General features: G+C 64.7%; 13 protein-coding genes and 1 other RNA gene. 4 read left to right on the top strand and 10 right to left on the bottom strand.

Going from position 1 to position 13137, the window contains the following annotated elements; all coding sequences use genetic code 11:
* The first annotated feature begins 418 nt into the window (after positions 1-418).
* The 3 genes from AC1KVG_RS19530 to mtnC are packed head-to-tail and all read left to right on the top strand — an operon-like array spanning position 419 to position 2380.
* Positions 419-1072, top strand: a complete 654-nt coding sequence (locus tag AC1KVG_RS19530; protein WP_023903823.1) for a methylthioribulose 1-phosphate dehydratase — start codon at positions 419-421, stop codon at positions 1070-1072.
* 40 nt (positions 1073-1112) lie between these two features.
* Positions 1113-1679, top strand: coding sequence for a 1,2-dihydroxy-3-keto-5-methylthiopentene dioxygenase (locus AC1KVG_RS19525; RefSeq protein ID WP_043889181.1), 567 nt, complete (start codon positions 1113-1115; stop codon positions 1677-1679).
* Positions 1680-1681: 2 nt separating this feature from the next.
* Positions 1682-2380: an acireductone synthase gene (gene mtnC / locus AC1KVG_RS19520; RefSeq protein ID WP_006450772.1), complete on the top strand. Its 699-nt coding sequence runs from the start codon at positions 1682-1684 to the stop codon at positions 2378-2380.
* Positions 2381-2585: 205 nt separating this feature from the next.
* Here the strand turns inward: mtnC and AC1KVG_RS19515 are convergent.
* A non-coding RNA gene (locus AC1KVG_RS19515) (sX9 sRNA) lies at positions 2586-2649 on the bottom strand.
* A 211-nt stretch (positions 2650-2860) separates the two neighbouring features.
* Between AC1KVG_RS19515 and AC1KVG_RS19510 the strand changes: the two genes are divergently transcribed.
* Positions 2861-3952 carry a C13 family peptidase gene (locus AC1KVG_RS19510; protein WP_481095481.1) on the top strand — a complete coding sequence of 364 codons (1092 nt, stop codon included), beginning with the start codon at positions 2861-2863 and terminating at the stop codon, positions 3950-3952.
* Between the two features lie 287 nt (positions 3953-4239).
* Here AC1KVG_RS19510 and AC1KVG_RS19505 read toward each other — a convergent pair whose 3' ends face one another.
* From AC1KVG_RS19505 to hisG, 9 genes are all read right to left on the bottom strand, one after another.
* A complete protein-coding gene (locus AC1KVG_RS19505) occupies positions 4240-5826 on the bottom strand; it encodes a calcineurin-like phosphoesterase C-terminal domain-containing protein (protein ID WP_481095480.1) in 1587 nt (528 codons plus the stop codon).
* 169 nt (positions 5827-5995) lie between these two features.
* Positions 5996-6622 (bottom strand): bifunctional phosphoribosyl-AMP cyclohydrolase/phosphoribosyl-ATP diphosphatase HisIE, encoded by a 627-nt coding sequence (hisIE, locus tag AC1KVG_RS19500; protein WP_481095479.1) that lies wholly within the window; start codon positions 6620-6622, stop codon positions 5996-5998.
* Positions 6612-7388 carry an imidazole glycerol phosphate synthase subunit HisF gene (gene hisF / locus AC1KVG_RS19495; protein ID WP_481095478.1) on the bottom strand — a complete coding sequence of 259 codons (777 nt, stop codon included), beginning with the start codon at positions 7386-7388 and terminating at the stop codon, positions 6612-6614. Before hisF ends, hisIE begins: the two co-directional genes overlap by 11 nt.
* Entirely contained in the window at positions 7382-8116 is a 735-nt protein-coding gene (gene hisA / locus AC1KVG_RS19490; RefSeq protein ID WP_481095477.1) for a 1-(5-phosphoribosyl)-5-[(5-phosphoribosylamino)methylideneamino]imidazole-4-carboxamide isomerase, read from the bottom strand. The genes hisF and hisA overlap by 7 nt, the downstream gene beginning before the upstream one ends.
* Positions 8113-8715 carry an imidazole glycerol phosphate synthase subunit HisH gene (gene hisH, locus AC1KVG_RS19485; protein WP_481095476.1) on the bottom strand — a complete coding sequence of 201 codons (603 nt, stop codon included), beginning with the start codon at positions 8713-8715 and terminating at the stop codon, positions 8113-8115. The genes hisA and hisH overlap by 4 nt, the downstream gene beginning before the upstream one ends.
* Positions 8712-9839, bottom strand: coding sequence for a bifunctional histidinol-phosphatase/imidazoleglycerol-phosphate dehydratase HisB (hisB, locus tag AC1KVG_RS19480; protein WP_481095475.1), 1128 nt, complete (start codon positions 9837-9839; stop codon positions 8712-8714). Before hisB ends, hisH begins: the two co-directional genes overlap by 4 nt.
* Positions 9836-10927 carry a histidinol-phosphate transaminase gene (gene hisC, locus AC1KVG_RS19475; RefSeq protein ID WP_481095474.1) on the bottom strand — a complete coding sequence of 364 codons (1092 nt, stop codon included), beginning with the start codon at positions 10925-10927 and terminating at the stop codon, positions 9836-9838. The genes hisB and hisC overlap by 4 nt, the downstream gene beginning before the upstream one ends.
* Positions 10924-12219, bottom strand: a complete 1296-nt coding sequence (gene hisD / locus AC1KVG_RS19470; protein WP_481095473.1) for a histidinol dehydrogenase — start codon at positions 12217-12219, stop codon at positions 10924-10926. The genes hisC and hisD overlap by 4 nt, the downstream gene beginning before the upstream one ends.
* Positions 12216-13130, bottom strand: coding sequence for an ATP phosphoribosyltransferase (hisG, locus tag AC1KVG_RS19465; protein ID WP_176341824.1), 915 nt, complete (start codon positions 13128-13130; stop codon positions 12216-12218). Before hisG ends, hisD begins: the two co-directional genes overlap by 4 nt.
* Positions 13131-13137: the final 7 nt, after the last annotated feature.

Raw genomic sequence — 13137 nt, 5'->3', positions numbered from 1 at the left:
AGCAAGGATCAATCGAGAGTGTCGGTGTGCATGGTTGCAAGCAGTGCAATACGCGCGTTTTTGGATGACGGCGCGTCCGATCATCGTCGCAACGCGAACGAATAATAGGCAGGCTTTCAAAGAAGCGACCTGCAAACTTTCTGGTGCGGTGTCCTCGCCGATTGCGGGACCGTGTGGCGGCATGGATGCCGCCACCGAGTCCCCAGGGACGGGTTCACGGCGTGTCCCGCGAGCGGTGAGGGCACCGCGCCCTCGACCGACTCAGCGTTTGCGTTTGACCTGCGCGTCTGACTGCATCCAACAACTGTCAGGCGCGCGCTCTACGTTTTTGCCAGCCGCTTCTCGGTCCGGGCGTGGTAGGAACACACCCTGCTGCGCTGCACCTGGCCGTAATCGAGTGGCGCAGTAGAATAGGCCCATGAATGCGACCACTGCCCCCCTGCCCTATAGCGCCGCGCGTCTGCACGAGCTGGCGCAGTTGTTGATCGGCAACATCCGCGAGCTGGCCCAGGCCGGCTGGACGCCGGCCACCAGCAGCAATTTCTCCCATCGCCTGGACGAACAGCACGCCGCGATCACCGTGTCCGGCCGCGACAAGGGCCGCCTGGTCGAAGAAGACATCATGGTGGTGGACTTCGATGGCCTGGCCGTCGGCCGGCCGTTGCGCCCATCTGCCGAAACCCTGCTGCACACCCAGCTGTACCGCCGGTTTCCGGAGATCGGCTGCGTGCTGCACACGCATTCACCGGTGCAGACCATCGCCTCGCGGCTGTACGCCGGCAGCGGCGTGATCCGGCTGGAGGGCTACGAGCTGTTGAAAGCCTTCGAAGGCAACACCACCCATGAAACTGCGGTGGACGTGCCAGTGTTCGCCAATACCCAGGACATGCAGGTGCTGGCCGCGCAGGTCGAAGCCTTGCTGGACAAACAGAACCTGTGGGGGTATCTCATCGAAGGACACGGCCTGTATGCCTGGGGCCGCAACATGGCCGAGGCGCGCCGGCATCTGGAGGCGTTCGAGTTCCTGCTGCATTGCGAACTCGAGCTGCTGAAACTGCGCGGCACGCGCTGAGCCCTCGCCACCTCCCCTACACCTTGTGAGCCAGATCGCCATGAGCCGACTTCGCATCTTCAACGATTCCGACCCCAACCTGGCGCAGTTCGATAGCCGCGACGGCGAGCAGATCGCCGCCGAGCTGAGCAAGATCGGCGTGACCTTCGAGCGCTGGCAGGCCACGCAGCCGATCGAGCCGGGCGCCACACCCGAACAGGTCATGGCCGCCTATCGCGAGGATATCGAGCGGCTGAGCGCCGAGCGCGGCTTGAAAACCGTCGATGTGGTCAGCATCGCGCCGGACAATCCCAAGCGCGAAGAAATGCGCGCCAAATTTCTGGATGAGCACTTCCACAAGGAAGACGAGGTGCGCTTCTTCGTCGCCGGCTCGGGCCAGTTCACGCTGCACGTGGACGATAAGGTCTACGAGATCGAATGCGTCAAGGACGACCTGATCGCGGTGCCCGACAGCACTCTGCACTGGTTCGACATGGGGCCGGAGCCGCACTTTGTGGCGATCCGCTTCTTCACCGAGCCCGATGGCTGGGTCGGCCACTTCACCGGCACCGAAATCGCCCAACAATTCCCCCGCTACGCCCCCGAGAAACCTCACAAGGCCAGCTGACGATGACACGACCGCAAGCGATCCTCACCGATATCGAAGGCACTACCAGCAGCATCTCGTTCGTCAAGGACGTGTTGTTTCCGTATGCGCGCCGCGCCATGCCGGCCTATGTGCAAGAGCACGGCAGCCACCCACAGGTGCGCCACTGGCTCAATCAGGTGGCCGACGAAATCGGCGAGGACGTGCCCGACGAGGTCCTGGTCAGCACGCTGCAGACCTGGATCGACGAGGACCGCAAGCACACCGCGCTCAAGGCCCTGCAGGGGCTGATCTGGGGCGATGGCTACAAGACCGCCGACTTCACTGCGCATATCTATGCCGACGCGGCGATCCAGCTGCAGGCCTGGCACGCGGCCGGCATTCCGCTGTATGTGTATTCGTCCGGCTCGGTGCCGGCGCAGAAGCTGTTCTTCGCGCACAGCGATGCCGGCGACCTGAGCGGGCTGGTCAGCGACTGGTTCGATACCGAAGTCGGCCCCAAGCGCGAGACCGCCAGCTATCGGCGTATTGCCGAACGCATCGGGGTGCCGCCTGGCGAGATCCTGTTTTTGTCGGACGTGATCGAAGAGCTCGATGCCGCCAAACGTGCCGGCATGCGCACCGCGTTGCTGGACCGTCTGGAGGACTACCCCACCCCGCGCTCGGCCGAGGATGTCGGTAGCCATCAACGTGTGGAGAGTTTTAACCAGTTGGTGCTGTAAGCGCGCTCGACAAACCGGCTGGGCGCATTGTCGGGCGGGCGCAGTCGGTTTTCGATGCGGCATGTATCACGCGCATGTGGCACGCGCAGGCTGCGGCCTTGGGCGCGCCGTCCAAATCCATAGGACGACCGCCGGCTTGGTTTTGTTAGCCGGTTATGCCGGCGGATGATGCCGATGAAGTATCGGCGATGCATGCACTTGGAGCGGCTAACAACACTGTCAGGTGGGCGCGAAGGGCGCGGAGGAACCGGAGTGTACAAGTGGTATATGCCGATTCCGAGCACCGATCGCGCCCGCCTGGCGGCTGCGCAGTAGTTTGCTAGCCACTCTTAAAGGCCCGCTCTACAAAACGTGTTCCGCAAGACCTGTTCTTCAAGACGTGCATGAAATGGATCGGTGGACGTCATGCGACGTCACGGTCTGCGTTGCGATCACTGCGCCCAGGCGCCCACCCGTTTCTCTCAGACCTCGGCGTTTTTCATGTCGCTGAATTTCACCACCGGATCGAACGCCTTGCTGCGGCGCCTGTCGCTGTTGATCGTCATCGTGACCTTGATGGCCGGCTGCCATCCGGATGCAGGTGCCACGTTGCCGAGCCAATCTGCGAAGAGCCAGGCTGCGGCAACTCAGGACGAGGTCGATGCGGTCGATCAGGCCGCGCTTGCGCAGGCATTGAAAGCGTTGCAGCCACAGCGCCCCGGCATCACCGATCTGTATGTGGTCGGCTTCGCCGGCGATGCCAGCGACGATGTGTTCCGCAACGAGACGCTGTACCTCAAGCAGCTGTTCGAGCAGCGTTTCGATGCGCGCGGCCGCGTGGTCACGCTGGTCAACAACCCGGACAATCTGGGCGAGCAGCCATACGCACCGCTGGCGACCTACGACAACCTGTACGACACACTCGCCGCGGTCGGCAAGCGCATGGATCGCAAGGAAGACGCGCTGCTGCTGTTCGTCACCACCCATGGCACCGAAGACCACGCGCTGTACGTGCAGGTGGACGAAAACGAAGAGGATTTCATCAGTCCGCAGGACCTGCGCAAGGCGCTGGACGATGCCGGCATCGGCAATCGCATCATCGTGTTGTCGGCCTGCTATTCGGGTGGTTTCATCCCGGCACTGCGCTCGCCGGACACGCTGATCCTCACCGCCGCGCGTGCCGATCGCCCATCGTTCGGCTGCGGCAATACCTCCAACGCGACCTACTTCGGCCAGGCCTGGCTGATCGATGCGATGAACCAGCGCGATGACCCGTTGGCTGCGTTCGATGTAGCCAAGGCCGCCATCACCGCGCGCGAGAAACAGGACGGCGAATTGCCCTCATCGCCGCAGCAATCGCTCGGCAGACGCATCGCGCCGGTGCTGGCACGCTGGCGTGCAGGGCTGCACGCAGGGCCGGCGGTTGCCTATCCGTATCCGCCGCTGGAGTTTGCGCCGGAAACCGAGCAGGACGTCGATCCGAATGCCGACTCCGAGGCTGAGTCAACGGACAGCCCGACGAAAACCAAGCTGCCGACGGCCTCCACCACTGCGCGCAAACCGTCGCCTGTACCTGCGCCGTCGACACCCTGACAGCTGCAACGCGCTGAGACTAATTCTCATTTCGTCAGCGCTTGCGCGGCCTCGCTACACTCGCGCGGCCAGCCAGCGCACGCCAGCCAGCATCGATCCCCGCCAGCGCGCCATCGCCTGCCAGCCCGGATCCCAACACGCCTCCCTTGTGGAGGCGTTTGTGTTTCTGGCGATAGGGTTGATGCGTCGCATCCAACGCAAACGTTCCGACCAATAAATGCCGTAGGAGCGCATTTATGCGCGATGGGCTACACACCAAGAACCCACGCACGACGCACGCCTCTCCATCAAGGATCCGCACGCTGCAAGCGATACACCGTGTTTGCGCTGTACTCACCAGTCGGCAACGCAGCGCGCACTTCAACGGTATGCTCGCCAACCTCCAGCGTGGTCGGCAACGCGCCACGCCATAGATGCGTGGACGGTGTGGCCTCTGGCGAGCGGTCGTAGCCGCGCAATTGCTCGGCCGCATCGTCGCGCACGTTCTCGGCCAGCAAGCGTGGGTCGGCACGCTCCACCCGCTTCATCGGCTGCCATGCGCCATTGTCGATACGCATCTGAACAACGGTATCGTCCTGCCCCATGAACACATTGGCGTAGATGCCCCACGCCGCATACGCGCCCTGGCGCAGCACCTTGGGCGCATGCAACAGCAGTTGCGCGTCATCGGCCAAGCGCGCGGCGTGATACGCCAGTGTGTAGTCGCCGCTGGGCGCCACCTGCAGCACCGCATAGCCGTTCGGCGTGCCGTCGCTCATCGTGGCGGTGGGAATGCCATCGCCGTCCTTGGCGCCCGACCAGAACGCACCGCAGGCCGCGCCGACGTTGTATTCGTGCAGCGGTTTGGCGCCCTGCCACCCTTCGTCGGCGCCGTGATCGACCTGCCGCTGGGTATGGCTGTGCCCGCTGAGCACCAGCACATGCGCAAAATTTTTCAGTAGCGCAAACAAGCGACTGCGATCTGCATGCCGGAAGGTTTCCTGTCCTGGCGCTGCATCGAACAATGGAATATGCATGCCCAGCACCAACAAGCGCTCGCGCGGCAACTGCGCAAGATAGGCCTGCAGAAACACGAACTGATCTTCGCGCAGTCCGCCGACATACGCCGGCTTAGCGCCAGGCGTATAGATCACATCGTCCAGAAACACGAAGCTGGCGTTGGCCTCTTCCACCGCATAGGTGTCCGGGCCGTAGACCGCACGCCAGCTATCCAGCGAATGCGCATCGTCGCCCGCATCGAAATTGAGATCGTGATTGCCCGGCACATGGAACCACGGCACGCCCAGCTGCGTGGTGACCTTGTTCAAGGCCGGATACAAGCTCAGATCGTCGCTGACGATATCGCCCAACGTGGTGCCCAGCTTTGCCGAGGTTTTGCCGACGATCGGCGCCACGATGTCGCGCTGGTAGTAACCCACGTCAACGAGGCTGGCGGTCTGGCTGTCGGCAAACACCAACATCTGGAAGCCATCGGCGGCAGCACTTGCGCGCGGGGTCAGTGCGAAATCCCAGCTGTGCGTATTGCGCCCGGTGGCGGCAATGCCTGGGTACTTGCGCTTGGCCGACCCCTTGGGCGCGTAGTGACGCCAGAAACCCGGCAGTCCGTCGGCGGTTGGCACAAAGCTGCGGTCGCCCGGCTTGATCACGAATACCGTCTGCCCGTCGCGCACCGGCAAGCGGTAGCGGCCTTGCGCATCGGTGCGCACCAGCTGCTCGCCGTTGGAAACTGTCACACCGGCGATGCCCAGGTCATCCGCGCTGCGTCCGGCCCGCCCGTCGCGCTCTTCGTAGACGATGCCGTCGACAACCGCATCGCGCGCGTATGCGCTTCCCGCGAGCAATCCCAGGGCCAACAGAGCGATACGAAGCTGCATGCGTTTTCCCGCGAAAAGATCAGCGGAAATTGTACCTGTGGTGGCGAGGCGCACGCCGCGGTTTGAAGGCCGAAAGACATACGACACATCCTCGTAGGAGCGCCCTTGGGCGCGATGGGCGTTATCGATGAAGCCCCATCGCGCCCGAGGGCGCTCCTACACAAGCGCGCTATTTGTGCCGCGACTCCAACAGCGCCACCGCATCACCCAGGCCCAGGCCCCGCGCGCGCAGCAGCACGATCAGGTGATACAGCAGATCGGCCGATTCGCCCAGCAACTCGGCATCGCCCTGCACCACGCCGGCCAATGCGGTTTCCACGCCCTCTTCGCCCACCTTCTGCGCGATGCGGCGGATGCCCTGCTCGAACAGCTTGGTGGTGTAGCTGCCGTGCGGGCGCTCGTGTTCGCGCGTGGCGATCAAGGCATCCAGGCTGCCGAGGAACTGGCCTGGCGCATTCGGGAAGCAACTGGTGCGGCCAAGATGGCAGGTTGGCCCATGCGGGCGCGCCTGCACCAGCAGCGTGTCGGCGTCGCAATCTGTCTCGATCGACACCACGCGCAAGACATTGCCCGAGCTCTCGCCCTTGGTCCACAAACGCTGCTTGCTGCGGCTGAAGAAGGTGACTTCGCCACGTTGTTGGGTAACCGCCAGCGCTTCGGCATTAATGTAGCCCAGCATCAGCACGCGCAGGTTGTCGGCGTCCTGCACGACCACCGGCAGCAAGCCGTCGCCCTTGCTCCAGTCCAGCGTGGCGAGCGCGTCGCCCGCTGCCGTCTCGTTGTCGTTACTGCCCATCACGTACCTCGATCTGTTGCGCGCGCAGGAATTGCTTGAGTTCCGGAATCGGAATCGCGCCGCTATGAAACACGCTCGCCGCCAGGGCGCCATCGACATCGGCCTGGTCGAATACATCGGCAAAATGCTGCATCTCACCGGCACCGCCTGAGGCGATCAACGGCACGTGGCACAGCGCACGCACCTGACGCAATTGTGCGATGTCATAGCCACGCCGCACGCCATCGTTGTCCATGCAGTTGAGCACGATCTCGCCGGCACCCAGACGCTGCGCTTCGGCCACCCAATCCAGGGTGCGCATCGGCAAGGCCTGCGTCTTGCTCGGATCGCCGGTGTAGCGGCGCACGCGCCACTCACCATCTTCCTCGCGGATCGAATCGACACCGACCACCACGCATTGCACGCCGAAAGCATCGGCCAGCTCGGAGATCAATTGTGGGCGGCCAAGCGCGGGCGAGTTGATCGAAATCTTGTCGGCACCGGCATGCAGCACCGCGCGCGCGGTGTCCACATCGCGGATGCCGCCGGCTACGCAGAACGGAATATCGATCAACCGCGCGACCCGCTCGACCCAGGTGTAATCGACCGAGCGTCCTTCCGGGCTGGCGCCGATGTCGTAGAACACCAGCTCGTCGGCACCTTGCGCGCGATAGCGCAGCGCCAGCTCGACGATGTCGCCCATGTCGATGTGGTCGCGGAACTTGACGCCCTTGACCACGCGCCCGTCGCGCACGTCCAGGCAGGGAATGATGCGGCGACTCAGCATGCCAGTGCCTCCTTCAACGCCAGATGCCCTTCCAGCAAGGCCTTGCCGAGCACGATGCCGGCGCAGCCTGCGGCCTTGGCGGCAGCCACATCGGCCAGATTGCGCGCACCGCCGGAGACCTGCACCTGCAGTTGCGGCGCCAGCGTGCGCAGGTGCGCGTACAGGTCCATGTTGGGGCCGGACAGCATGCCGTCGCGGGCAATGTCGGTGCATAGCAGATGTTGCAGACCGGCCTGCGCGTAACGCACGGCCAGTTGGTCCAGCGTGGCCTCGGCCGCTTCGGTCCAGCCATGCACCGGCAATTGCCAGACGCCGTGGGCGTCTTGCCTGGTATCCAGCGCGATGGTCAAGCGATCGGCACCGAATTCCTGCAGCCAGTCGATGACGGTGTCGGCCTCGCGCACCGCCAATGAGCCAATCACTACGCGTGCGGCGCCGGCATTGAGGATGCGCGCCACATCCTCGCGTGAACGCACACCGCCGCCGGTCTGCACCTGCAGGCCAGTCTGGCGCACGATCTCGCCGAGTGTCGCGGCCAAGGTGTAGCCGCCCGCCTTTGCCGCATCCAGATCGACCAGATGCATCCACTGCGCGCCGGCATCGGCAAACGCCTGCGCGCGGGGCAGTACATCGTCGCCGTACTGGGTTTCGCGCGCGTAATCGCCTTGCAGCAAACGCACCACGCGGCCGTTGCGGATATCCAGCGCCGGGTAAACGGTGAAACTCATGGGAAGCTCATCTCAAGAAAATTGCGCAGGATGCGTGCACCGGTTTCGGCCGAACGCTCGGGGTGGAACTGCGCGCCGCAGCGCAGGCCTTGCTGTACCACCGCGGTAAACAAGCCACCGTGATCGCAGGCGGCTACTGTGTCGGCCGTCATCGGCGCGGCGTAGCCATGCACAAAATAGGCGCTTGCACGCTCCGGCAGACCCGCCAGCAACGCGGATTCGCGCATCGGCACCAGCTGATTCCAGCCCATATGCGGCACGCGAATGCCCAGCGCAGGCGTCATGTGGCGCACGATGCCCGGCAACAGCCCGAGGCAATCGACATCGCCTTCTTCGGAATGTTCAAACAGCAATTGCATCCCTAAACAGATGCCGATCAGCGGCACCTGCAGTTGTCGCAACGGTTCGATTAAGCCCTGCGCGCGCAAGCGCGACATCGCCTCGGGTGCGGCGCCGACGCCGGGCAGGATGACGCGCTGCGCGCCCTGCAAACCTTCGGCATCACGTACCACGCGCGCTTCCACGCCCAGCCGCTCCAACGCATAGCGCACCGAGCCGAGATTGGCGCCGCCGGCATCGATCAGCGCAAGGTCGGTCATAGCGCACCCTTGGTCGACGGCAACGCGGTACCTTCGCGGCGGATCGCCTGACGCAGCGCACGCGCCAGGGCCTTGAAGCAGGCTTCGACCTTGTGGTGATCGTTCTCGCCGCGCACGCTCAGGTGCAGATTCAAACCGGACGCATCGCAGATCGAACGGAAAAAATGCGGCACCAGTTCGGTGGGCATGTCGCCTACGCGTTCGCGCTTGAAGTCGCCTTCGAACACGAAGTACGGCCGGCCACTGAAATCCAGCGCGGCACTGGCGATGGTTTCGTCCATCGGCAGCGTGAAGCCATGTTGCGCGGTGTCACCAGCAACACGCCATGGGCTGCTTTCCGGATCAAAACCATAACGGCCGATGCCGCGCTTATCGCCCAGCGCTTCGCGCAAGGCCTGACCCAGCGCCAGACCGGTGTCCTCGATGGTGTGGTGCTCATCGATATGCAGATCGCCTTCGGCACGGATGTCCAGCGCAAAGCCGCCGTGTTTGCCGATCTGTTCCAGCATGTGATCGAAGAACGGCAGGCCGGTGGCGGTGTGCGGTTCGGCCACGCGATCCAGATCCAGTTCGACGCGGATCTTGGTTTCCTTTGTGTTGCGCTGGACTACCGCGCGCCTTGGCGCATCGGCGAGCTCGTGCGCAATGCCGGGCCAATCCCACTCGCCTCCGAATTCGTCGGTACGCAGCTGGAAGCCACGGATATTGAGGTTCTGCGCGAACTGAATGTCGGTGATGCGGTCGCCCACCATCGCCGAGCGTGCCCAGTCGATGGTGCGGTCCTGCAGATACGGCACCATCAGGCCGACACCGGGTTTGCGCGTGGGCGCGTTGTCGGCGGGCCAGCTGCAGTCGATCAACACTTCGCGGAACACGATGCCCTGGCTGGCGAAGATCTGCAGCATCAGGTTGTTGGGGCCATCGAAGGACGCACGCGGATAGCTTTCGCTGCCCAGGCCGTCCTGATTGCTGACGATGACGAACTGGTAGCCGGCATCGCGCAACTTGAGCATCGCCGGAATCACGTTGTCGACGAAGCGCAGTTTTTCGTAGGCGTCGATTTGATAATCCGCCGGCTCGGTGATCAGCGTGCCGTCGCGGTCGACGAAAAGAATCGGGGTCATGCGGCGGCCTCCTGCTTGCGTTGCAGCGCGCTCAGCACGCGTTCGTTCTGTTCGTGCGTGCCCAGGGTGATGCGCAGTGCATCGAACAGCTGCGGCACCGCGCGTTGGTCGCGCACCACCACACCGGCCTCCAGCAGCGCCTGAAATGCCGCTTCGGCATCGTCGAAGCGCACCAGCAGGAAGTTGCCTTGCGAGGGATACACCTGACGCACACCGGCCAGTTGTTCAAGCGCCTTGTGCACGCGTGTGCGCTCGCTGCGCACCTCCGCAATGCGCCGACGGGTGACTTCCAGCGCCGGCGCCGACAAGGCCTGCTCGGCCATCGCCGCGCACGGGGTCGGCACCGGGTACGGCGCCTGGCAGCGCCGCAGCAAGGCGATCAATTCGGCGTTGGCGATCAGGCTGCCGATGCGTGCCGCCGCCAGCGCATGCGCCTTGGACAGCGTGCGCAACACGGCCAGATTGTCGTAGCGCGCAAGCAGACTCACTGCCGATGGCACATCGGAGAATTCGCCATAGGCTTCATCGACAACCACCAGCGCTTTGCCCTGCAATGCCTGCAAGGCGGTTTCGATCTCGTCCAACGCAATCGCCGAGCCGGCCGGGTTGGACGGCGAGCAAAGAAAGACCAGCTTGGCCTGCGAGCTCAGCGCTGCTTCGACAATCGCCGGGATATCCGCGTGGAAACCCTCAGGCCCGTCCACCAGCGGCACTTCGACCAACGGCGCGTTCTGCAAGCGCGCGCACACCGCGTACATGCCGAACACCGGCGGCGTCACCACCACCGCATCGCGCTCGGGCACGCACAGTCCGCGCACCAGCAGATCGATCGCCTCGTCGCTGCCGCGGCCGATCAATAGCTGCTCGGGCGCGCAGCCGTACAGCGTCGCCAGCGCGCTGCGCAAACCCTTGGGTTGCGGATCCGGATAGCGCCGCGTGCTGGCTCCCGGGTCGGCCGGATTTCCCCACGCCGACTCGTTGGCGTTGAGCCACACATCGCCCTGCAAGGCGCTGGTACGTGCCGACGAGTAGCCGGCGAAGGCGCGCAGGTCCTCGCGCACAAGATCCAGAATCGATGAGGTACTCATGCTGCCACTCCCATCCGCAACGCCACCGCATTGGCGTGCGCATCCAGGCCTTCGGCACGCGCCAGAATCAAGGCGCATTCCCCGATGCCATCGATGCCGGCCTTGCTGGCGGCCTGCACGCTGACCATGTTCTGAAAGCTGGCCACGCTCACGCCGCTATAGGCACGTGCCGCGCCGCTGGTCGGCAATACGTGGTTGGTGCCGCTGCAGTAATCGCCGAGCGCTTCGGGCGTGTAATCGCCTAAAAACACCGAGCCGGCCGCTTCGACCTGGCTCAGCCACGCACGCGGTTCGCGCAGTGCGAGAATCAGGTGTTCCGGCGCATAGCGGTTGCTGATCGCAAATGCCTCGTCCAGCGTGGTCACCTTGATCAGGCGCGATTGCGCCAGAGCCTGGCGCGCGATCTCTGCGCGCGACAGTTGCGCCAGCTGAACGTCCAGCTGCGCCTCTACAGCTGCGATCAACGCATCGCTGTCAGAAAGCAGCAACACTTGCGAATCAGGGCCATGTTCGGCCTGCGAGAGCAGATCGGCAGCGACAAAGGCCGGCTGCGCACCGGCATCGGCGATCACCAGCACTTCGGATGGGCCAGCCGGCATGTCGATCGCCGCTGCACCGGACTGCGCCACCTGCTGCTTGGCTTCGGTAACGAAGCTGTTGCCCGGCCCGAACAACTTGTCGCAACTCGGCACCGATTCGGTGCCATAGGCCATTGCCGCAATCGCCTGCGCACCACCGAGCTTGAACACACGGCGCACGCCGGTGAGCTGCGCGGCCACCAGCACCGCCGGATCCACGCTGCCGTCCTTACGCGGCGGCGTGCACAGCACGACTTCGCGGCAACCGGCCAGGCGCGCCGGCACACCGAGCATCAATGCGGTCGACGGCAACGGCGCGCTTCCGGCCGGCACATACAGGCCGACCCGGCCGATCGGCCGCACGATCTTTTCGCATACCACGCCCGGCGCGGTTTCCACCGCATAGCCTGCGCTCATGCCGGCGCGGTGGAAGGTGTCGATCCGCGCCACCGCGTCCCGCATGGCCTGACGCAGTTCCGGGGCCACCGCCGCTTCGGCGGCGGCGAATTCGGCCTCGCTCACGGCGAAGCTCTCCAGCGACACGCCATCGAAGCGCGCAGTGATGTCGCGCAATGCGACATCGCCTCGGGCGCGCACATCGGCAATCAACGCAGCGACCGCATCGCGTGTCTGCGTGGCCACGGTCTGCACCGGGCGGGTCAATGCCTGGCTGCGTGCAGCGGAGTCCAGTTGCGACCAATCGAGAATGTTCATGCCAGCGAGCGCTCCACCGTCAACACCATCAGACCTTGCGCACCTGCGCGTTCGAGTTCTTCCAGCCGTTGCCAGGTCACCGCGCCATGACACATGGTTTGCAACCGCAGTACGCCGTTTCCATCGTCTGGCAACTGCACCAGTGGGTCGGCGTCGGGCAGTAGGCGGCGCAGCGCATCCACGTTGTCCTGTTCGGCGCGGAACATCAGCAGCTTGCTATCGCGCAACTTGAGCACGCCGTCCATGCGCCGCAGCAGCATCGCCAGCAAGGCGGCACGTGCATCGGCCGGTTCGCGCACTGCGCCGGCCAGCACCGCTTCGCTTTCCATGACCAGTTCGACCGGCTTGAGCTGGTTGGCGGCCAGGGTGGCGCCGCTGGAGACCAGATCGCAGATCAGATCGGCGGTGCCCAGGCGCGGTGCGATTTCCACCGAGCCGGAGAGCTCCACCACCGACGCATCGATGCCCTGGCGCTCCAGCCAGTCGGCCAGGATCGCCGGGTAGCTGGTGGCGATGCGCTTGCCGGCCAGTTGCGCCACACCCTGCCAGTCCCACTCCTCCGGCACCGCGAGCATCAGGCGGCACTGGCCGAAACCGACCCCGCGCACCGCGTGATACGCGGCCGGCAAGCCGTTGCGGCGGCGCTCGGCGGCCTGCTCTTCCAGCTCGTTCTGGCCGACGATGCCCAGGTCGCAGACGCCATCAGCGATCAGGCCTGGGATGTCGTCGTCGCGCACCAGCAGCAGGTCCACCGGCAGCGATTCGCCGTAGCAGAACAATTTGTCGCGGCTCTGCCGCCAGCTCAGCCCGCAGGCGGCCAGCAGGCTGCGCGCCGGTTCGGCCAGGCGGCCGCTCTTCTGGATGGCGATACGCAACCGGTCACGTGCCGGTGCTGCCGTGGAAGCACTCATCTTGTTC

The organism is Xanthomonas sp. NCPPB 3959, from assembly GCF_056675575.1.
This window is presented reverse-complemented; position numbering and strand designations above follow the sequence as displayed.